At 72.6% G+C, this 21390-nt stretch carries 17 protein-coding genes and 1 pseudogene; 14 read left to right on the forward strand and 4 right to left on the reverse strand.

Features of this window, described 5'->3' with window-relative positions; translation table 11 throughout:
* The 8 genes and pseudogenes from A3IG_RS29565 to A3IG_RS0112595 all read left to right on the forward strand — a co-directional run.
* On the forward strand, positions 1-683 hold a 683-nt coding region (locus A3IG_RS29565), incomplete at its 5' end, for a (2Fe-2S)-binding protein (RefSeq protein WP_018383914.1).
* On the forward strand, positions 680-3013 hold the full coding sequence (locus tag A3IG_RS0112565) for a xanthine dehydrogenase family protein molybdopterin-binding subunit (RefSeq protein ID WP_018383915.1): 2334 nt from the start codon (positions 680-682) through the stop codon (positions 3011-3013). The genes A3IG_RS29565 and A3IG_RS0112565, both read left to right, overlap by 4 nt.
* A gap of 107 nt (positions 3014-3120) precedes the next feature.
* On the forward strand, positions 3121-4617 hold the full coding sequence (locus A3IG_RS0112570; RefSeq protein WP_018383916.1) for an MFS transporter: 1497 nt from the start codon (positions 3121-3123) through the stop codon (positions 4615-4617).
* A 55-nt stretch (positions 4618-4672) separates the two neighbouring features.
* Complete coding sequence (locus A3IG_RS0112575; protein WP_026220204.1) at positions 4673-4873, forward strand: Arc family DNA-binding protein; 201 nt, start codon at positions 4673-4675, stop codon at positions 4871-4873.
* A pseudogene (locus tag A3IG_RS29570) lies at positions 4870-5257 on the forward strand (type II toxin-antitoxin system death-on-curing family toxin). Before A3IG_RS0112575 ends, A3IG_RS29570 begins: the two are co-directional and overlap by 4 nt.
* 97 nt (positions 5258-5354) lie before the next feature.
* A complete protein-coding gene (locus A3IG_RS0112585) occupies positions 5355-7136 on the forward strand; it encodes a DEAD/DEAH box helicase (protein WP_018383919.1) in 1782 nt (593 codons plus the stop codon).
* A gap of 289 nt (positions 7137-7425) precedes the next feature.
* Positions 7426-8106, forward strand: coding sequence for an IclR family transcriptional regulator (locus A3IG_RS0112590; RefSeq protein ID WP_018383920.1), 681 nt, complete (start codon positions 7426-7428; stop codon positions 8104-8106).
* Between the two features lie 82 nt (positions 8107-8188).
* On the forward strand, positions 8189-8977 hold the full coding sequence (locus tag A3IG_RS0112595) for a S16 family serine protease (protein ID WP_026220205.1): 789 nt from the start codon (positions 8189-8191) through the stop codon (positions 8975-8977).
* On the opposite strand, the gene A3IG_RS0112600 is transcribed toward A3IG_RS0112595, so the two are convergent.
* Together A3IG_RS0112600 and A3IG_RS0112605 are read right to left on the reverse strand one after the other, a co-directional pair.
* Entirely contained in the window at positions 8897-10291 is a 1395-nt protein-coding gene (locus A3IG_RS0112600) for an MFS transporter (RefSeq protein ID WP_018383922.1), read from the reverse strand. The two genes, A3IG_RS0112595 and A3IG_RS0112600, sit on opposite strands and share 81 nt — an antisense overlap.
* Positions 10288-10872 carry a winged helix-turn-helix domain-containing protein gene (locus A3IG_RS0112605; protein ID WP_018383923.1) on the reverse strand — a complete coding sequence of 195 codons (585 nt, stop codon included), beginning with the start codon at positions 10870-10872 and terminating at the stop codon, positions 10288-10290. The genes A3IG_RS0112600 and A3IG_RS0112605 overlap by 4 nt, the downstream gene beginning before the upstream one ends.
* 265 nt (positions 10873-11137) lie before the next feature.
* Here A3IG_RS0112605 and A3IG_RS31900 point away from each other — a divergent pair, with 265 nt between their 5' ends.
* The gene (locus tag A3IG_RS31900) at positions 11138-12088 is read left to right on the forward strand and encodes an RDD family protein (RefSeq protein ID WP_104530743.1); all 951 of its coding nucleotides are present in this window, start codon (positions 11138-11140) and stop codon (positions 12086-12088) included.
* A gap of 58 nt (positions 12089-12146) precedes the next feature.
* Here the strand turns inward: A3IG_RS31900 and A3IG_RS0112615 are convergent, their stop codons facing one another.
* Positions 12147-12611 (reverse strand): Lrp/AsnC family transcriptional regulator, encoded by a 465-nt coding sequence (locus A3IG_RS0112615; protein WP_018383925.1) that lies wholly within the window; start codon positions 12609-12611, stop codon positions 12147-12149.
* A 197-nt stretch (positions 12612-12808) separates the two neighbouring features.
* Between A3IG_RS0112615 and hppD the strand changes: the two genes are divergently transcribed.
* The 4 genes from hppD to A3IG_RS0112635 all read left to right on the forward strand — a co-directional run bounded on the left by hppD (position 12809) and on the right by A3IG_RS0112635 (position 18166).
* Positions 12809-13951 (forward strand): 4-hydroxyphenylpyruvate dioxygenase, encoded by a 1143-nt coding sequence (gene hppD / locus A3IG_RS0112620; RefSeq protein WP_018383926.1) that lies wholly within the window; start codon positions 12809-12811, stop codon positions 13949-13951.
* Positions 13952-14102: 151 nt separating this feature from the next.
* Entirely contained in the window at positions 14103-15527 is a 1425-nt protein-coding gene (locus tag A3IG_RS0112625; RefSeq protein ID WP_018383927.1) for an FAD-binding oxidoreductase, read from the forward strand.
* 191 nt (positions 15528-15718) lie between these two features.
* Complete coding sequence (locus A3IG_RS0112630; protein ID WP_236719225.1) at positions 15719-17179, forward strand: RDD family protein; 1461 nt, start codon at positions 15719-15721, stop codon at positions 17177-17179.
* A gap of 96 nt (positions 17180-17275) precedes the next feature.
* Positions 17276-18166 (forward strand): RDD family protein, encoded by an 891-nt coding sequence (locus A3IG_RS0112635; protein ID WP_018383929.1) that lies wholly within the window; start codon positions 17276-17278, stop codon positions 18164-18166.
* 81 nt (positions 18167-18247) lie between these two features.
* Here the strand turns inward: A3IG_RS0112635 and A3IG_RS0112640 are convergent, their stop codons facing one another.
* On the reverse strand, positions 18248-18520 hold the full coding sequence (locus tag A3IG_RS0112640) for a hypothetical protein (RefSeq protein ID WP_018383930.1): 273 nt from the start codon (positions 18518-18520) through the stop codon (positions 18248-18250).
* 360 nt (positions 18521-18880) lie between these two features.
* Between A3IG_RS0112640 and A3IG_RS0112645 the strand changes: the two genes are divergently transcribed.
* On the forward strand, positions 18881-21286 hold the full coding sequence (locus A3IG_RS0112645) for an immune inhibitor A domain-containing protein (RefSeq protein WP_051087478.1): 2406 nt from the start codon (positions 18881-18883) through the stop codon (positions 21284-21286).
* Positions 21287-21390: the final 104 nt, after the last annotated feature.

The raw sequence follows: 21390 nt of genomic DNA on the forward strand, positions 1-21390 counted from the left end.
CCCCCCCCGCGCCCGTCGGCGCCGAACCGCCGCGGCTGGAACACCCGCTGGCCTCCTACGTGCTGCGGGTCAACGGAACCGACCGGCCGGTCACCGACGCCTGGCTGGGCGAGAGCCTGCTGTACGTGCTGCGGGAGCGGCTGGGCCTGGCCGGGGCCAAGGACGGCTGTGAGCAGGGCGAGTGTGGTGCCTGCTCGGTGCAGGTGGACGGCCGGCTGGTCGCCTCCTGCCTGGTGCCCGCGGCGACGGCCGCCGGCTCCGAGGTGCGCACCGTGGAGGGTCTGCCGGTGGACGGCGAGCCGTCCGACGTCCAGCGGGCGCTCGCCGAGTGCGGCGCGGTCCAGTGCGGCTACTGCATCCCCGGGTTGGCCATGGCCATCCACGACCTGCTCGCCGGCAACCACCACCCGACGGAGTTGCAGACCCGTCGGGCGCTGAGCGGGAACCTGTGCCGGTGCACCGGGTACCGCGGTGTGCTCGCGGCCGTCGGCGAGGTCGTGTCGTCCCGTCAGGCGGCGGCCGAGGCCGCGCAGGAGGGACCACGACACCCCGGGACGGGCCTCGCCGGTTCCGTACCGCACCAGGCGGGCCCGCCGGACGAGCCCGCCGACCGAGTCGCCCCCGCCGGGAACGACACCGGTGACCAGCGGGGTGACTGGACCGCAGGAGGGGACACCCAGTGACAGGACCCGACGCGGCAACCGCCACCCCCACCGCCCCGGCCGGCGGTTCCACCCGCCCGCCCCAGTCGGCCGACGACCAGGACCCGCGCGGTCTCGGCGCGTCCGTGGCGCCCGCGGACGCGCTCGCCAAGGCCCAGGGCACCTATCCGTACGCCGCGGACCTGTGGGCCGAGGGGCTGCTCTGGGCGGCCCTGCTGCGTTCGCCGCACCCGCACGCCAGGATCACCCGGATCGACACCGCCCCCGCGCTGGCGCTGCCCGGCGTGGCCTGTGTGGTGACGGCCGAGGACGTCCCCGGCGAGGCGTTGCACGGCCGGCGGGTGCACGACCGTCCGGTCTTCGCCTCCGAGCTGGTGCGCCACCACGGTGAGCCGATCGCCGCGGTGGCCGCCGACCATCCGGACACCGCCCGCCTCGCCGCCGCCGCGATCGTGGTCGAGTACGAGGTGCTGGAGCCGGTCACCGACCCCGAGCAGGCGTTCTCCGCCCCCCCGCTGCACCCCGACGGCAACCTCGTCCGGCACATCCCGCTGCACTTCGGCGACCCCGACGTGGTCGGGGACGTCGTCGTCGAGGGCCTGTACCGGGTGGGCCGTCAGGACCCCGCACCGATCGGGGCCGAGGCCGGGCTCGCCGTGCCCCGCCCGGACGGCGGGGTGGAGCTGTACGTGGCGAGCACCGACCCGCACGCCGACCGGGACCTGGTCGCGGCGTGCTTCGGGCTGGCCAAGGAACGGGTGAAGGTCGTGGTCACCGGGGTGCCCGGGGCGATGGGTGACCGCGAGGACGCGGGGATGCAGATCTCCCTGGGGCTGCTGGCGCTGCGCACCGGGCGGCCGGTCAAGCTGGTGGCGACCCGTGAGGAGGCGTTCCTCGGCCACGCCCACCGGCACCCGACGCTGCTGCGGTACCGGCACCACGCCGACACCGAGGGCCGGCTGGTCAAGGTGGAGGCACAGATCCTGTTGGACGCGGGCGCCTACGCGGACACCTCCTCCGACGCGCTGGCCGCCGCGGTGGCGTTCGCGGCGGGGCCCTACGTGGTGCCGCACGCCTTCGTCGAGGGCTGGGCGGTCCGTACCAACAACCCCCCGTCCGGCCATGTCCGGGGGGAGGGCGCCATGCAGGTGTGCGCCGCCTACGAGGGCCAGATGGACAAGCTCGCGGCGAAGCTGGGCATGGACCCGCTCGATCTGCGGATGCGCAACGTGATGGCCACCGGCGACCTGATGCCCACCAGCCAGACGGTGACCTGTCCCGCGCCGGTCGGGGAGCTGCTCCGGGCGGTGCGCGAGGAGCCGCTGCCCCCGCTGCCGGTGGGCGACGACGAACAGGACTGGCTGCTGCCGGGCGGCCCGGACGGAGCGGGTGACCCGGCCGCGGTCCGGCGCGGCGTCGGCTACGCGCTGGGCATGGTGCACATGCTGGGCATCGAGGGCGCCGACGAGGTGTCCACCGCCACCGTGCGGATCAGCGAGGACTCGGCGACGGTGATCTGCGCCGCGGTGGACACCGGGCAGGGTTTCGCGACGCTGGCCCGGCAGATCGTCCAGGAGGTGCTGGGCGTCGCGGAGGTGCACGTCGCCCCGGTGGACACCGACCTGCCGCCGGCCGGCGCCTCGGCGCGGGGGAGGCACACCTGGGTCTCCGGCGGGGCCGTGGAGCGGGCGGCCCGGATGGTCCGCACCCAGCTCCTGCAGCCGCTGGCCGCGAAGTTCGGCATGTCGGTGGAGCTGCTCACCATCGCCGACGGCAAGATCACTTCCTATGACGGGGTGCTGAGCACCACCGTCGCCGAGGCGCTCGGCGGCAAGGAGCTGTGGGCCACGGCCCAGTGCCGGCCACACCCCACCGAGCCCCTGGACGAGTTCGGACAGGGTGACGCGTTCGTCGGACTGGCGTTCGCCGCGATGCGCGCGGTGGTGGACGTGGACGTGGAACTCGGCACGGTCCGGGTGGTGGAGGTCACCGTCGCCCAGGACGTCGGCCGGGTGCTGAACCCGAACCAGCTCGCCGCCAGGATCGAGGCCGGGGTCGCCCAGGGCGTCGGCATGGCGCTGATGGAGGACCTGCGGACCGCCCGGGGGGTGGTGCAGCGACCGGGCTTCACCGGCTATCCGCTGCCGACCGCGCTGGACACCCCCGAGGTGCGGATCGCCAAGCTCATCGAGGACCGGGACGTGGTGGCCACGTTCGGCGCCAAGGCGGCCGGGGCCGTCCCGGTGGTGGTCGCCCCGGCGGCCGTGGCCTCGGCGGTGCGGGCGGCGACCGGTCGGCCGATCAACCGGCTGCCCATCCGTCCGCAGAACGCGATCGTGGCCCAGGGCTGACCTGCGGCGGGTTCCGGCCGCGGAGCCGACGGCGTAGGACCAACGACCTGGCCGGTCAGGGGCCCTCGACTGAGGTCAACCTGGGTAACGCTCCTTACCCTGATGGGGTGACTGCCACCCAGGACGACCGGGACCCCCTGCTGACCGCGGGCGGGCTCCCGGGCACCCCAGAACTCCCCGAGACCGCCACACCGCTACCGAAGACCGACCGCCCCGCGCCGTCCGGCGGGGTGTTCGGCCGCGCCCACCGTGCGCTGACCCTGGGCATCATCTCCGTGGTCAGCATGATCGCCTTCGAGGCCACCGCGGTGAACACGGCGATGCCGGCGGCGGCCGAGCACCTGGACGGCCTCTCGCTCTACGCCTACGCGTTCTCCGGGTACTTCACCACCAGCCTGCTGGCCATGGTGGTGTCCGGGCAGTGGTGTGACCGGCGGGGGCCGCTCGCCCCCCTGTTCACCGGGATAGCCGCGTTCGCCTCCGGCCTGCTCATCTCCGGCCTGGCCCAACAGATGTGGATGTTCGTCGCCGGCCGCGCCGTCCAGGGGATGGGCGGTGGGCTGGTCATCGTCGCCCTGTACGTGGCCATCAGCCGTGGCTATCCCGAGCGGCTGCGGCCGGCGGCCATGGCCTCCCTCTCCTCGGCCTGGGTGGTGCCCGCCATCGTGGGCCCCGCGGTCTCCGGCACCGTCACCGAGCAGCTCGGCTGGCGCTGGGTGTTCCTGGGCATACCGGTGCTGGTGGTGGCGCCGCTGCTGGTGATGCTCCCGGCGCTGCGCCGGCTAGAACCAGCCCGGGAGGACGGCCGACCCGCGGAACCGCGCCGGATCTGGCTGGCGCTCGCGGTGTCCGTGGGCGCCGGACTGCTCCAGTACGCCGGGCAGGACCTGACCTGGTGGGCGCTGCTCCCCGCGGCGGTCGGGCTGGGCCTGCTCGTCCCGTCGGTCCTTCGGCTGCTCCCCGTGGGCACCTTCCGGGCCGCCCGCGGACTGCCGGCGGTGGTCCTGCTGCGCGGCGTCGCGGCCGGGTCCTTCCTCGGCGCGGAGAGCTTCGTCCCGCTGATGCTGGTCACCCACCGGGACCTGTCGGTGACCCTGGCCGGGCTCTCGCTCACCAGCGGCGGGCTGACCTGGGCGTTCGGTTCCTACCTGCAGAGCCGCCCCCGGCTGGAGCCGCACCGCCACGCACTGGTCGGCGTGGGGATGCTGCTGATGGCCGCGGCCATCGGAGTCGCCGGTCTCGCCCTGGTCGAGTCGGTCCCGGTGTACAGCGTCGCGGTGGGCTGGGCGATCGGCGGCCTCGGGATGGGACTGACCATCTCCAGCCTCAGCGTGCTGCTGCTGCGGCTCTCCCCGCCGCGGGACGCCGGGCAGAACTCCGCGTCGTTGCAGGTCTCCGACGCGCTGGGCTGCATCGTGCTGGTGGGCGTCAGCGGGGTGCTGTTCGGGCTGCTCGGCGGCGACTCGGTGGCGGTGCACGAGACCGCCGAGGCAGCCGCGGGGAGCGCCTCCCACCCGGGGGCCTTCGCCGGGGTGATGGTGGCGATGGCGGGCGTGGGCCTGGTGGGGGCGTTCCTGGCGACGCGGCTGCGTCCCCGGGAGTGACGGCTGCCCGGAAAGTGGTACCAGAATGACCCCATCATTCTGGTGCCATTCTGGTATGGCAATGAACCTCCGTCTCCGTGACGACCAGCAGGAAGCCCTCAAACGGCGTGCCGAGGAGGAGGGGCGCAGCATGCACGCCATCGTGCTCCAGGCGGTGGACGACTACCTGGCCCGGACCGCTCACCAGGTCGCGATCCAGCAGACCGCGAGGGAGCAGGCCGCGAAGTGGCGTGAGCTCATGGAGCGGCTCAAGTGACCTGTGTCTACCTGTCGGCGGAGGACGTGCTCGTCATCGCGGGGGCCGCCTGCGACGACATGGAGATCCTGGTTCGGGACCCGGGCCTGCTGGACTCGGCGGTCCACCGTCCCTCCGCGGCGGTGTTCGGCCAGGAGGCGTGTCCCGGCCTCTTCGAGAAGGCTGTCGCCCCGCTCCAGTCCCTGGCGGTCGCCCCCGTTCTTCGACGGCAACAAGCGCAGCACCGCCTGGCTGTCCTGCATGACGTTGCCGGCCATCAACGGCGTGCAGCTCCGACCGGACATCGACGCGGCCGAGCGTCTGGTGATCGGGGTGGCCACGGGACGGGTGGACGACGTCAAACCCATCGCCGACGCGCTGCGGGACCTGCGCGACGCGCAGTGACCCGCGTCGCACTCCCCGACGGGCGGGTGCCCGGCGCGTGGGTGCCGCGCCCCGGTAGGCTGCGACGGCCGTTGTCCCCGTCCGCACCCCGGAGACCGTGAGTACCACCGCCTCTCACTCCCACCACCTGTCCCCCGCCTTCCCCGGACGGGCCCCCTGGGGCACCGCCGGGAGGTTGCGCGCCTGGCAGCAGGGCGCGATCGACGAGTACACCCGCCGCCAGCCGCGGGACTTCCTCGCGGTCGCCACCCCGGGCGCGGGCAAGACCACCTTCGCGCTCACCCTCGCCGCCAGGCTGCTGCACGAGCACACGGTCCAGCAGATCACCGTGGTGGCGCCCACCGAGCACCTGAAGAAGCAGTGGGCCCAGGCGGCGGCCAGGATCGGGATCAAGCTCGACCCGGACTACTCGGCGGGGCCGGTCGGCCGCGAGTACCACGGGGTGGCCGTCACCTACGCCGGGGTGGGCGTCCGGCCGATGCTCCACCGCAACCGCTGTGAGCAGCGCAAGACGCTGGTCATCCTGGACGAGCTGCACCACGCCGGGGACTCCAAGTCCTGGGGCGAGGCGTGCTTCGAGGCGTTCGAGCCGGCCACCCGGCGGTTGGCGCTCACCGGGACCCCGTTCCGCTCGGACACCAACCCCATCCCGTTCGTCGCCTACGCAGAGGGCAGCGACGGGGTGCGACGCAGCGTCGCCGACTACACCTACGGCTACGGCAGCGCGTTGGCGGACCACGTCGTCCGGCCGGTGATCTTCCTCTCCTACAGCGGCAACATGCGGTGGCGGACCAAGGCGGGGGACGAGATCGAGGCGCGCCTCGGCGAGCCGATGACCAAGGACGCGGTGGCCCAGGCCTGGCGCACCGCGCTCGACCCGCACGGTGACTGGATGCCCAACGTGCTGCGGGCCGCCGACACCCGGCTCACCGAGGTGCGCAAGGGCATCCCGGACGCGGGCGGACTGGTCATCGCCACCGACCACGTCGCCGCCCGCGCCTACGCCGCGATGCTCCGGCAGATCACCGGGTCCCCGGCGACGGTGGTGCTGTCGGACGACACCGGCGCGTCGAAGAAGATCGAGGAGTTCTCCGGGTCCGAGGACCGCTGGATGGTCGCGGTGCGGATGGTCTCCGAGGGCGTGGACGTGCCGCGGTTGGCCGTCGGCGTCTACGCCACGTCCATCTCCACCCCGCTGTTCTTCGCCCAGGCGGTGGGTCGGTTCGTCCGCTCCCGTCGCCGGGGGGAGACCGCCTCGGTGTTCCTGCCCTCCATCCCCACGCTGCTGGCCTTCGCCAACGAGCTGGAGATGGAACGTGACCACGTGCTCGACCGCCCCAAGAAGGGCGACGACGATCCGTTCGCGGAGGAGGAGGAGCTGCTGAAGGACGCCAACCGGACCAAGGACGAGGGGGAGCAGGACCTCCTGCCGTTCCAGGCCCTGGAGTCAGAGGCGGTCTTCGACCGGGTGCTGTACGACGGCGCCGAGTTCGGCATGCAGGCGCACCCGGGCAGCCCGGAGGAGCAGGACTACCTGGGCATCCCCGGGTTGCTCGAACCCGACCAGGTGCAGCTCCTGTTGCGCAAGCGGCAGGCCAGGCAGATCGCGCACAGCCGGGCCAGGCCGGACCAGGAGGCCGACCTGCTGGAGCTGCCCGCGGAACGTCGTCCCGTGGTGACCCACCAACAGATGCTCGCGCTGCGCAAGGAGCTCAACACCCTGGTGGCCGCGTGGCACCACCGCACCGGCAAGCCACACGGCGTGATCCACAACGAACTGCGCCGGGTCTGCGGCGGCCCCCCCTCGGCCCAGGCCACCGCCGGTCAGCTCCAGGAGCGCATCAGCAAGCTCCAGGAGTGGGCCACCCGCCCGGGGTGACGGGCCCGAGCCGGGCGGTCCCACCGGGACACCAGTCAAGGTCAAACCAGGACCAACCAGAATGATCCGTTGGCGCGAGCATCCGGATTCTGGACGAGGTCTTCCGCTCAACGGTGCACGTCATTACGGTGCCGTTCACCCACCCGTGGCAGCGCGGCCACGGAGACAGGCCACGCCACCGGCAGCCGTGCCGCGGACCAACCCCACCCGACAGCCCTTCCGCGAGGAACCGCCACGGGTGGGCGGTCCGCCATCGGGGGCCGCCACTCACAGAACAGGGGGCGCCGTCGTGACCGCGGAGACCTCCCAGACCCTCGACCGCGGACTCCGTGTCCTCAAGCTCCTGGCCGACACCGACCACGGCCTCACCGTCACCGAGCTGGCCAACAGGCTCGGGGTGAACCGCACCGTGGTGTACCGGCTGTTGGCCACCCTGGAACAGCACTCCCTCGTCCGCCGGGACATGGGCGGACGGGCCCGGGTGGGGCTCGGGGTGCTGCGCCTGGCCCACCGCGTGCACCCGCTGCTGCGCGAGGCGGCGCTGCCGGCGCTGCGCAGCCTGGCCGAGGACATCGGTGCCACCGCCCACCTCACCCTGGTGGACGGCCACGAGGCGTTGGCGGTGGCGGTGGTGGAGCCGAGCTGGACCGACTACCACGTGGCGTACCGCACCGGTTTCCGGCACCCGTTGGACCGGGGCGCGGCGGGCCGGGCGATCCTCGCCGGGAGGGCGCTGTACTCGGGTGACGAGCAGACGATGGGCGGGTTGGCCGACCGTGCCTCGAGTCCGGGTTACGTGCTCACCCGGGGCGAGCTGGAGGCCGGTGCCTGCGGTGCGGCGGCGCCACTGCTCGGCGTCGGGGGCGTGGAGGGCAGCGTGGGGGTGGTGATGCTCGCCGAAACCGTCCCGGAGCGGGTGGGGCCGCGGGTGGTGGAGGCGGCGTTGGAGGTCGCCGACGCCCTGCGCTGAGGGGCGGGCAGCCGTCGCCCCGCGGGCCCGGGGCGGTCCCGCAGCGGTCCCGCGTTGGCGGTGGCCGGGGGCGCCGGATTTAATGCCTACTGTGTCTTCGCGCCCCCGGATCCTGGTGATCTGCTCCGCCCTGGTCACTGCGCTGCTCGCGGTCGCGCTCCTCGCGCCGCTGCCGTTCTCGATAGTGATGCCGGGAGCGACCGCTGACACCCTGGGTTCCCAGAACGGGCGGCCCGTGATCACCATCGACGGCACCTCGACCCGGCAGACCAGGGGCAAGCTGCTGCTGACGACGATCATGGCGACCGCCCCGGACGCCTCGGTGAAGCTCTCCAACGTGCTCAGCGCCTGGCTCGACGACCAGGAGGCCGCGATGCCGCGCAGCACCGTCTACCCGGAGGGCGACACCGAGAAGGAGATCACCAAGCACAACCGGGAGCAGATGCGCACCTCGCAGCACGAGGCCACCCTCGCCGCCCTCGACCACATGGGCCTGTCCCCGCGCCGGGTGAAGGTCACGCTGGAACTCGCGGACGTGGGCGGACCAAGTGCCGGACTGATGTTCAGCCTGGGCATCATCGACAAGATCCAGGGCGACGGCCGCGGCGGGGACCTGACCGGGGGCAGGACCATCGCCGGCACCGGAACCATCACCGCGTCCGGCGAGGTGGGTCCGGTCGGCGGGGTGCCGCTGAAGGTGGTGGCGGCCCGGCGCGACGGGGCGACCGTGTTCCTCCTGCCCAGGTCGGAGTGCTCGCAGGCGAGTGAGAACCTGCCGGACGGGCTGCGGCTAGTGCCGGTCCGGGACCTCGACGACGCGGTCTCCGCCCTGAAGGCGCTCTCCTCCGGGGGCAAGGTCCCCTCCTGCTGAGCGTGCGTCCCGCGGCGCCGTGGGCGGCTCCTGTGCGACAGCAGCCCCTGGCAGGCCGCCGGGTGCCCCGGGCTCCGACCGGTCCGCCTCCCGCCACGCCGGAACGGCCAGCGGGCTGAGCGTCGTCACCAGGTACAGGCCACCGCACACCAGCAGTGTGACGCCGAGTCCCCAACGGTCCACCAGGGCACCCGCGGCGAGGCCGCCGATCGGCACCGCGACCAGCACCCCCGAGGTGACCGCGCCGAGCACCCTGCTGCGCAGCCGGGCCGGCACCAGTTCGTACTGCAACGCCCCCAGGATCGGGTTGATCGCCCCGCAGACCAGGCCGCCCACGGCCATCGTCACCAGGAGCGGCGGCAGCTCGGGCCACAGCGCGGCCACGAAGTACCGCGGCGGGCCGGCGATCAGGAACGCCCAGAAGAGCAACCACCGGCGGGACACCCGCCGCCCGAACGCCGCGAACAGCACCGTCCCGACCAGCGCGCACCCCCCGAACACCCCGCTCGCGACGCCGAGCTGCACCGAACCGCCCAGGTGCTCCCGGGCGTGCAGGGGCAGCAGCACCGCGCCCCAGGCCTGGTCCAACGCGTTGGTCACCATCACCATCACCACGATGACCAGCAGCAGCGAGGAACGTCTGACGAACTGGAAACCCTCGCGCAACTCCGCCGCGTAGCCGCTCAGGCCCGCCGCCCCAGCGGGCCGCTGCTGCCGTGCCCTCGGCAGCCAGCCAGCGATCAGCACCGCCGACACGGCGAACGTCGCCGCGTCCACCAGCAGGACCACTTCCGCGCCGAACACGGCGATCAGCACCCCGGCCAGTGGCGCGCCCAGCATCCTGGCCCCCCGTGAGGCCCCGTCGTAGGCGCTGGTCGCCCGTTCGAGCGAGGTCCCGCCGCGTTCCGCGAGCTCCGCGAGCAACACCCCGCGTGCCGTCTCGCCGGGGGCGTGGAACAGCCCGGTCACCGCGACCAGCACCAGCAACTGCCAGAACGCCAGGCCCACGGTCAGGTACAGCGCCGGAACCGCGGCCACCGCCACGGCGCAGACCAGGTCGGAGACCACACTGGTGCGCCACAGCCCGAGGCGGTCCACCGCGGGCCCGCCCAGCAGGGCGGCCACCACCACCGGCAGGGTCGAGCAGAACGCGACGAGACCGGCCCGTCCGGCGCTGCCCGTGGTCTCCAGCACGAACCACGGCACAGCGATCACGGTGAGCGCGTTGCCGGTGATCGACACCGCGTTGGCCGAGAGCAGCACCAGCAGCGGCCGGGGGCGGGCGGGTATCGCCCCGGGACGGGCGCCGCTCACGAGTCGGGCTCCGACACCGGGAAGGAGTGCACCTGCACCACCACCGGCTCGGCGTCCTCGGGCACCGCTTCCCCCGGCTGCCGGCGCCAGCGTTCGACCAGCTCCGACATCTCCCGCGCCATCCGCCCCGCCTCCTCGGCGGTGAGGCGCAGCCTGAAGTCGCTGATGTTGGAGGCGGCGAGCCACTCCGGGGACAGCCGGTGCATCTCGCCGATCGCGGTGGCCAACCGCTGGGCGTGGATGGTGGCCAGCTCGTGCAGCAGCAGGTCCACCGCGCCTCGGGTCTCCGGGTTCCTGACCAGTTCCGCCACGGCGTCGAGCTGGGTGCCCTCGTGCGCGGACCGCCACCACCGCTCGCGCCCCCTGCCGCGCTCCCTGTCCTCCTCGACGAACCCGTGCGCGGCGAGCTGTCGCAGGTGGTAGCTGGTGGCACCGCTGCTCTCACCGAGCTGCTGGGCGAGCTTGGAGGCGGTGGCCGGGCCGTTCTCGCGCAGCGCGCCCAGCAGGCGGATGCGCAGCGGGTGTGCGAGCCCGCGGAGGTTCCGGGGATCGAGACGGACTACTCGACGTTCGTCACTCATGCCGGGACCCTAGAGTTGCAAAGGTTCATTTGCAACGTAAATTTTGCACGCTAAGCTTTGCAGAGCTTTCTCTGCACGGGGGAGGGTCGGTTCGAGGTGGGGTCGAGGGTGGCCGACCTGGTCTCCGTGCGGATGGGCCGGGCACTGCTCACCTGCCGATATGGTGGTGCTCACCCGTGGGGACGAGCTCTCCGTGGGCGCGGCCGAGATGACGTTTTCCTCGAGGGTCCGCTGACGCGCCCTCGACGAACCGGGGGGTGGCGCGATGAGCGACGAAAGTCAGGAACAGCCCTCCGTGCCGCCGGCCACGCCGTCGCCTCCGGACCTCGAGAAGCGCGGGCCCCTGGCCGACCAGCGGGCCCCCGGGCAACCGCTCCCCCCAAGGGTCCCCGACCAGCGGACGCCCGACGCGCCCGCGGCCGCCGCGGCGGCGGCGGGCGACCAGCCGGCCGCCCCCGCGGCGCCCGGCGGCCAGGTCCCTCCCGACCAGCCCCAGTTCACCCAGCCCCAGTTCACCCAGCCGCAGTTCACCCAGCCCCAGGGGCAGCCGCAGTTCGGACCACCCCAGTTGGGTCAGCCGCCGTACCCGGGTCAGGCGTATCCCGGGCAGCCGTACCCGGGGCAGCCGTACCCCCAGCGGTTCCCCGGGCAGCAGCCTCACGGGGCGCCGCAGCCGTACTCGTATCCCGGGGCGTACGGCTATCCCGGGGCGTACGGCTACGCGGGCTACCCGCCCCTCGAGCCCCTGCCGCCGGGCGCCATCGACCCGGCGCTGCTGGGCAACCAGGGCATGCGGCTGCTCGCCCGCGTCCTCGACGCGTTCTTCCTGATGTTGTCGATCATGATCGTGGCCATCCCGGTGGCGATCTGGGCCGAATCGACCAACAGCAACGAGGTGGAGACCGCGTCCGCGTGGATCGCCGGCTCCTGGGCCGTGCTGGTGTTCCTGCTCTACGAGCCGCTGACCACGGCGTTGTTGGGCTGGACCCCGGGGAAGCGGGTGTGCAACCTGCGGGTGGCCCAACTGGAGGACGGCGGCAAGCTGGGGATGGGCCGTTCCTGGGGTCGGTTCGGGGTGAGCCTGGGGATGAACCTCGCGGGGTCGCTCTGCATGGTCGGCATGCTGGACTCGCTCTGGTGCTGCTGGGACAAGCCCAACCGGCAGTGCCTGCACGACAAGGCGGTCCGCAGCGTGGTGGTCAAGATCAACGTCTGAGCGACCCGGCGCCGGGCCGTGGCCCCGCCGATCCGTCCGGCGTGGTGCGGACCAGCTCTCAGTCGGCGGCCTGCTGGACCAGGGGCAGTACCCGGTAGGGCACCGGGTTCTCCATGGCGATGGCCGTCGAGGCCCTGACGATCCCGGCGAAGTCCACCACCCGGTCGATCACGCGTTGCAGGTCGGCGTTGGACCGCGCGACCATCCGGCAGAGCATGTCCCCGTGGCCCGTGGTGGTGTGCACCTCGAGGACCTCGGGGACGGCGGCGAGGTGGCGGCGCACGTCGGGGCCCTGTCCCTGGCGGATCTCAAGGGTGGCGAACGCGGTGACCGGGTACCCCAGCGCCGCGGGGTCCACCTGCGGCCCGAACCCGCGGATCACCTCCCGGTCGCGGAGCCGGTCGAGCCGTGCCTGCACGGTGCCCCGGGCCACCCCGAGCCGCCGCGAGCACTCCAGCACCCCGAGCCGCGGCTCCTGGGCCAACAGTGTGATCAGTCGGGCGTCCAGCGCGTCGATCCCCATGTCCGTCCCCCGTCGCAACGCCGTGGTCGCCGTCCACCGCCGCTGGGCCTCGTTGCCTGGTCATCCTGTACAACCAGACCGGCGAGTTCCTGGATTGCCTGGGCAGTATGTCTAGCAGAACTCTCAACTGTTGCGCACCTTGAGCGGCCGGGTGACGCTGCTGTCAACAGATCTTCCGCACCCCAGGGGAGCCCACGATGACCGACACCGTCGCGCCCGCTCCGGCTCACGCCGGCCTCGCCGACCCCTTCCCGGTCCAGGGCATGGACGCGGTCGTGTTCGCAGTGGGGAACGCCAAGCAGGCCGCCCACTACTACGCGACCGCGTTCGGCATGGAACTCGTCGCCTACTCGGGGCCGGAGACCGGCAACCGGGAGACGGCGTCCTACGTACTGGTCTCCGGAGAGGCCCGGTTCGTGTTCACCTCGGTGGTCAAGGCCAGCACCGAGCGGGGACGCTTCCTGGCCGGACACGTCGCCGAGCACGGCGACGGGGTGACCGACCTGGCCATCGCCGTCCCGGACGTCCACAAGGCCTACGCCTACGCGGTCTCCAACGGTGCCGTGGGACTCGCCGAGCCCCACGAGCTCGAGGACGAGCACGGCACCGTCGTCCTCGCCGAGATCGCCACCTACGGCCAGACCAAGCACACCCTGGTGGACCGTTCGCGCTACGACGGCGCCTACCTGCCCGGCTACGTCCCCTGCGAGCCGCGGGTGGCGACCGGGCCCCGCCGCTTCCTCGCCGTGGACCACTGCGTGGGCAACGTGGAGCTGGGGCGGATGGACGAGTGGGTGGCGTTCTACCACCGGGTCATGGGCTTCACCAACATGAAGGAGTTCGTGGGCGACGACATCGCCACGGAGTACTCCGCGCTGATGTCCAAGGTGGTGGCGGACGGCACCCGCAAGGTGAAGTTCCCGCTCAACGAGCCGGCCATCGCCAAGCGCAAGTCGCAGATCGACGAGTACCTGGAGTTCTACGGCGGCCCCGGCGTGCAGCACATCGCCCTGGCCACCGACGACATCGTGGCCAGCGTGCGGGCCATGCGCGAGGCGGGCGTGGAGTTCCTGGACACGCCCGACTCCTACTACGACACCCTGGGCGAGTGGGTGGGGGAGACCCGGGTGCCGGTCGAGGAGCTGCGCGAGCTGCGCATCCTGGCCGACCGCGACGAGGACGGCTACCTGCTCCAGATCTTCACCAAGCCGGTCCAGGACCGGCCGACGGTCTTCTTCGAGATGATCGAGCGGCACGGCTCCCAGGGCTTCGGCAAGGGCAACTTCAAGGCGCTGTTCGAGGCCATCGAGCGGGAGCAGTCCCGCCGCGGCAACCTCTGACCGGCACCGTGCGGCGGACCCCGGGGCCGCGGGGCCGCCGCACGGCCGGCCCGGCACCCCGTGGCACCCCCTGCCGACGACGTGCCCGCCGCCGGGCCGCTTCCGGACGGGGGCCTTCCTGACGGAACGTCCGGGTGGGACGCTTCACCCCATGGACGCTGCCTACCCGAGTGACGCGACACGTCCGGACACCGCGGCCGGTCCTGAGGGCCGGGCTCGGCTCCTGGCCGGGCTGCGGGAGGGACTCCCCAGCGAGGCCCTGCTGACCGATCCCGACATCACGGCGTCCTACCGCACCGACATGGCGAGCTTCTGTCCCGCGGGCGACCCGGCAGTGGTGGTGGTGCCGCGGACCGTGGAGCAGGTGCAGCACGTGATGCGGACCGCCAGCGCGCTGCGGGTGCCGGTGGTGCCGCAGGGCGCCCGCACCGGTCTGTCCGGAGCGGCCAACGCCACCGACGGCTGCGTCGTGCTGTCCCTGGCGAGGATGGACCGCGTCCTGGAGATCGACCCGGTGAACCGGATCGCCGTGGTGGAGCCCGGCGTGGTCAACGCCACGCTCTCCCGGACGCTGGCCGAGCAGGGCCTGTACTACCCGCCGGACCCGTCGAGCTGGGAGCAGTGCACCATCGGCGGGAACATCGGCACCGGCTCCGGCGGCCTGTGCTGCGTCAAGTACGGCGTCACCGCCGAGTACGTGCTCGGCCTCGAGGTGGTGCTGGCGGACGGGCGGCTGATCTCCACCGGGCGGCGCACCGCCAAGGGCGTCGCCGGCTACGACCTGACCCGGCTGTTCGTGGGCTCCGAGGGGAGCTTGGGGATCGTGGTCAGGGCCGTCCTCGCGCTGCGTCCCAAGCCGAACCCGGCCCTGGTGCTCGCCGCGGAGTTCCCCTCCGGCGCGGCGGCCTGCGACGCGGTCTGCCGGATCATGGAGTCCGGCCTCGTTCCCTCACTGCTCGAACTGATGGACAACACCACCATCGGCGCGGTGAACGCCATGGCCCAGATGGGGCTGCCCGACTCGACGCAGGCGCTGCTGCTCGCCGCGTTCGACACCCCGGACGCGCGGGACCGGCTCGCCGAGGTGGGAAGGCTGTGCCTGGCGGCCGGCGCCACCGAGGTGGTCCCCGCCGACGACGCGGCCGAGTCGGAGATGCTGCTGCAGGCCCGCAGGCTGTCCCTGGTGGCGTTGGAAACCCTGGGCACCACGATGATCGACGACGTGTGCGTGCCCCGGGCCCGGCTCGGCGAGCTGATCGACGGGGTCGCCGGGATCGCCGAGCGGGTCGGGTTGACGATCGGGGTGTGCGCACACGCCGGGGACGGCAACACCCACCCGGTGGTGGTGTTCGACGCGGACGACCCGGACCAGGCCCGTCGCGCCCGGGAGTCCTTCGACGAGATCATGGCCCTCGGCCTCGAGCTGGGCGGGACCATCACCGGCGAACACGGGGTGGGCGTCCTGAAGAAGGAGTGGCTGGCCCGGGAACTGGGACCGGAGGTGCTGGAACTCCAACGGGGGATCAAGCGGGTGTTCGACCCGCTCAACCTCCTCAACCCGGGCAAGGTGTTCTGAGCCCGCCCCGGACGGGGCGCCACCGGGCAGGGCTCGGTGTCCGGGGTTCTTCGTTAGTGTCTACGGTTGTCGGGCGCGGCGGGTGTCCCGTCACGCCGCACAGGGGGGATGGGCCCGGGGCAACCGGAGCGGGATCGAGCGACGCGAGGACGGTCGGAGGCTGGTGTGCAGGATGGGAGTGGGAGGCATTGGTGACCTCCGGTAGCGGCGACGCACCCCGTGCGGGGTACTACACGGATCCCTCCATCCCGGGGTACATCCGGTACTGGGACGGTGCCGCCTGGGTGCCCGGCACCAGCCGTCCGGAGCCGGCGCCGGGCGAGGTGCTGACCCCGCCGCCGGGTCTCGGACCCGTGGCCGAGCCCCCGCAACACCCCACGCCCACACCCCCGCCCACTCCTGCGCCCTCGCAGTCCCCGCAGCACCCCGCGTCCCCGCAGCACCCCACGCCCGGGCCCGAGCCGCGGCTCCAGTCCGAGCCGGGGCCCGAGCCGCGGCCCGGGCAGGGGCAGCCCGAGCCGGGGGAACCGACGGGCTCCCCCGGCACCCCGGGGCGTCCTGCCCCCGCCCCCACCGCCCAGCTCCGGCAGACCCCCGCGGGCCAGCCCGCCGCGGCGCGGCCCAGGCGGGTCGAGGAGTCGGGCCCGGTCTTCCTCGACGAGGAGGACCAGGAGGAGGCCACCTGGTCCTCCGGGGTGCCCCGCCAGGGGGCCGGCACGCAGCAACCACGGGTCTCCTGGGGAGGGCCCCAGCCGTCCCCGCCCGCCGACCCGGTCCCGCCGGCCCAGGCCCAGGCCAGCCGCACGCCGCCCGCGCCCGGCCACCCGGGGCAGGCTCACCCGGGGCACGGGCAACCCTCGTACGGCCAACCGGCTCAGGGCCGGCCCGCGCACGGCCAACCAGGTCCCGGCTCGGCGGCTCCCGGCGGGCAGCCCCGTCCGGCCCAACCCGGTCCCGACCCGTCGCACCCCGGGGAACCACGGCAGGTGCCCTGGGCGCAGCAGGTGCAGCGGCTGGCCCACGCCGACCCCGTCGCGGAGCCCGCGGCGACCCCCGGGCAGCGGTCGGAGCCGTCCCACGTGGTCGGCCAGACCTTCGGCGACAACGCGCTGGCCTGGCGCCCACCGCCGAGCAACCCGTTCCTCAGCGCGGTCTCCGAGGCGCGGCCGTCCTCGGTGGGGCGCAGACTGGTGGCCCGGCTGATCGACTCGGTGCTGCTCTGCGCGCTGCTGGCCGCTGCCGCGGTGCCGTTGGCGCGCCCCACGGTGGACCACGTCCGGGACAAGATCGACGAGGCGGAGCAGACCGGGGAGACGGTCCGGGTCTGGTTGATCGACGGCACCACCGGTGCCTACCTCGGGGCGTTCCTCGGCGCCGCGCTGCTCCTGTGCTTCCTCTACGAGGTGCTGCCCACCGCCAGGTGGGGCCGCACCCTGGGCAAGCGCCTGGTGCGGGTGAAGGTGTTGGACATCGAGGGGCAGGAGCCGCCGACGGTGGGCCGGGCGCTGCGCCGTTGGCTGGTGTACCAGGTGCTGTTCCTGGTCGTGGTGGGCCTGGTGAACGTGTTCTGGTGCGTGGTGGACCGGCCCTGGCGCCAGTGCTGGCACGACAAGGCGGCGAAGACGTTCGTGGCGGCCGACCCCAGGGGCTGACGCGGCCCCGTCCGGGTGCGGTGGGGAACGACCGGGTCATCCCTTCGGGCCGCGCCCGGAGGCGGGGCGGAATGTCCGGTGTTTCACTTTCGCAGTATGAGCACCGATCAGCCCTCACCGGGCCCGGAGGACCCCGAACCGGGAAGCGGCGGGGAGCAGGACCCGTACCGCAAGCCGCCCGAGCAGCCGGACGGGCCCCTGTCCGGGCCGTCGGGACAGCCCGGGGGCCGTCGCCAGGACCAGCCGCCGTCCGGCCCCCCCACCGGGGAACCGGGGCCGTTGGACCCGGAGGGCGTCGGCGGGCAGGGGCCCGGGCAGCCGTCCGGGAACCGGCCGTGGGAGCGGGGTCAGCAGCCGTCCGGGGCGCCCTGGCCCGGTGCGGGGGAGCCGGGCGCGGGCGGCCCCCGGGGTGTCCCGCCGTCCGACCACCCGCCTCCCGGGGGCGGAGGTCCCCCCGGGTTCGGCCCTCCGCCGTACGGGGCGGACCACGGGTACCGCGACCCCGACGCGGCGCTGCGCGGGATGCCCCCGCTGGCCGGCAGGTTCCGCCGGCTGATCGCCCGGATCATCGACTCGTTGGTCGTCGGCATCCCGGTCAACGTGCTGCTCTGGGGGGTCGGGTTCTGGACCTGGAACGAGGACTGGGACAACGGGGACAGCAGTGACGCGGTGTTCGGCGGCAACTACGGCAGCGCCCTGGTCACCGTGCTGGTGTACCTCGTCTACGAGGCCCTCATGTACACCCGCCGGGGTCAGACCGTGGGGAAGATGGCCATGGGCATCCGGGTGGCGATGCTGAGCGACGGGGCGGTTCCCACCCCGCAGGCGGCCTGGACCCGGGCGTCGGTGTACAGCCTGCCCAATCTGGTGCCCTGTTGTGGGGCGGTGTTCTGGCTGGTCAACGTCACCTGGCTGTTGTGGGACCGGCCGTTCCGACAGTGTCTGCACGACAAGGCGGCCAGGACCGTGGTGGTCTCGGCGCGCTGAGGGGTGGTAGGCCGCGGCGGACGGGGCGCCGGGGTGCTTTCCGGGGGCCGGGGAAAGCGACGTCCACCCGGGACGAACGGGCTACCGGTGGAGCGAGTGCTCGGTGACCCGGGGACGGGTGCTGTGGCTCGGCGGGGCTGACGGAGTGACGGGCGACGGGGAGGACCCGGCCCCTTCGGTCCGCCGGGACGGTGAGGCGGCCAGGGCGACCAGGGTCCCTAAGACCAGGGCGGCGACGCTGACCAGCGAGACGGCGAGCGCGGAAGTGGCGTCGGTGAGCAGGAGCATGGCGACAGCGGAAAGAACGACCGTGGCCGTTCCGTAGGAGAGCTGGGCAACGGTCGGACGCGGCATGGCAGGCTCCGTCCTGGGGCGAGGGGGGCGGTCGGGTCCGTGGCGGTGCCGTTTCACACTCTACGGGGGCTGATGCCCCACCGGAACGCCTGGTAAGCATCTCCTGACGCACGGTGCGGGACGGGGGGAGCGCGCAGGGGGCAACGCGAATAACACCGTAAGATGAACGTCTCGTATTTCGAACGAGACTGCCTCGCCCCGGTCCGGCACACAGTGCCCTCGAGGCGGAATTTCCAACTTACTCCTTTTGGCGTGGCCAAATCAAGGACTGTCTTTTCCGCTGCCGCTTCGATCGAATGGCGCCTTGTCATGGTCCGGGCCGGCGATACCGCCCGGTGACCGGCGAAGGAAAGGCGTGGCATGGCTCACACTAGACGAAGAGTCAGACCCGCCGTGGCCGCGGCAGTGCTGGTGGCGGGGTTGACCGCCGCCGTACTGCCGGGCGCGGCATCCGCATCCGACACCCCGACAGGCGCGGAGCGCAGCGAGGCGTCGAGGGCGTCCGCCAAGGACCTGGTGGAGCCCCAGCGCAACTCACACAATCTTCCCGGCCCGCTCACCGAGCGGGAGAACGCCAGGCGCCAGGAGGCCATCCAGCAGGTGGTCTCCGGTGAGGCGGAGATCCAGCAGCGGGGAGCCTCCAAGAGCGTCAAGCTCGGCAAGGGCAAGTACGTCGAGCTCGACCGGGAGAAGACCGACAAGATCTTCACCATCCTGGTGGAGTTCGGCGACCAGGTGGACGACACCACCATGTTCGACCCGGACGGCCCGGAAGGGCCGAAGCCCCCGGTGGTGAAGTACGGCGGTGACCCGGGTCCGGCGCACAACGAGATCGCCGAGCCGGACCGGACCACGAACAACACCACCATCTGGCAGCCGGACTTCAACAGGAAGCACTTCGAGGACCTGTACTTCGCCCAGGAGGGCGAGGAGTCCGTCGCCACGTACTACCAGCGGCAGTCGTCCGGCCGCTACTCGGTGACCGGCGAGGTCTCCGACTGGGTCAAGATCCCGTACAACGAGGCCCGCTACGGCTCCAACTACTGTGGTGCCAGCACGTGCCGCAGCGCCTGGGACCTGGTGCGCGACGGCGTCAACCAGTGGGCCAAGGAGCAGCGCGACGCCGGGAAGACGGACGCCGAGATCGCCGCGGCCCTCGCCGAGTACGACCAGTGGGACCGGTACGACTTCGACGGCGACGGCAACTTCAACGAGTCCGACGGCTACGTCGACCACTTCCAGATCGTGCACGCGGGCGAGGACGAGTCCGCGGGTGGCGGCGTGCAGGGCACCGACGCGCTGTGGGCGCACCGCTGGTACGCCTACGTCGACAGCGCCGGCCACACCGGTCCTGAGAACAACAAGCTGGGTGGCACACAGATCGGCAACACCGGTCTGTGGGTGGGTGACTACACGCTCCAGCCGGAGAACGGCGGCCTCGGGGTGTTCGCCCACGAGTTCGGGCACGACCTCGGTCTGCCGGACCACTACGACACGACCTACATCGGGGAGAACTCCTCGGCGTTCTGGACCCTGATGTCCAGCGGCTCCTGGCTGAGCGACGGCACCACCGACATCGGCTCCCGGCCGGGCGACATGTCCGCCTGGGACAAGCTCCAGCTCGGCTGGCTGGACTTCGACACCGCCAAGGCCGCGACCTCCTCCACCCACACCCTCGGGGTGGCCGAGTACAACACCAAGCACGCCCAGGGCCTGGTCGTCGAGCTGCCGGAGAAGCCGGTCACCACCACGGTGGTGGAGCCGGCCGAGGGCAGCCAGCAGTGGTGGAGCGGTTCGGGTGACGACCTGCGGAACACGCTCACCCGCGACGTGGACCTCACCGGAGCCACCCAGGCCAGCCTGAGCCTCAAGGGCTGGTACGACATCGAGCAGGACTACGACTACCTGTACACCGAGGTGTCCACCGACAACGGCGCCTCCTGGGTCCCGATCGACGGGACCGTCAACGGCGCGCCGCTTCCCCGTGACGGCGGCGACAAGCCCGCGCTCACCGGTGTCAGCGAGACCTACACCGACCTGGTCTACCCGCTGGACGCCTACGCCGGGAAGCAGGTCAAGCTCCGGTTCCGGTACCAGACGGACGGTGCCATGGCCCAGATGGGCTTCGCCGCGGACGCCATCTCGATCACCGCCGACGGCAGGCAGATCCTCTCCGACGGCGCCGAGAACGACCAGGCCGGATGGACCGCGACGGGCTTCTCCCGGATCGGGGCCAGCTTCACCCAGAACTACCCGCAGTACTACATCGCGGAGAACCGGCAGTACGTCAGCTACGACGATGTGCTCCGCACCGGTCCGTACAACACCGGATGGATGCCGAACCGCAAGTTGGTCGAGCGCTTCCCGTACCAGAACGGGCTGCTGATCTCGCTGTGGGACACCTCCATGAACGACAACGACGTCGGCCTGCACCCCGGCAAGGGGCTGATCCTGCCGATCGACGCACACGGCGCCAAGCCGCTCAAGTGGAGCGACGGCACGTACATGCGCACCCGGATCCAGGCCTTCGACGCCACGTTCAGCTGGTACCCGACGGACGGCTTCACCCTCCACAACGAGGGCGTGCCGACCACGGTGCGCCCGCAGGCGGGGGTCCCGGTCTTCGATGACCACCGGGGCACCTACTACTCCGAGGAGACGCCGTACGCCTCGGTCCAGGTCCCGGACACCAACACCCGGATCTCCATCGCCTACGAGTCGCCGGTCGGTACCACGATGAAGGTGAAGGTCGGCGCTTCGCGCTGAACCAGCACGACCACTCGTTGGCCCCGGCCAGGCGAGCAGCAGGGCCGGGCGGCCCCGCGGAGCACCGCTCCGCGGGGCCGCCGCCGTGAGGGGGACCGGTGGCG

Source organism: Wenjunlia vitaminophila DSM 41686, from assembly GCF_000380165.1.
In the GTDB taxonomy this organism is placed as follows: Bacteria; Actinomycetota; Actinomycetes; order Streptomycetales; family Streptomycetaceae; genus Wenjunlia; species Wenjunlia vitaminophila.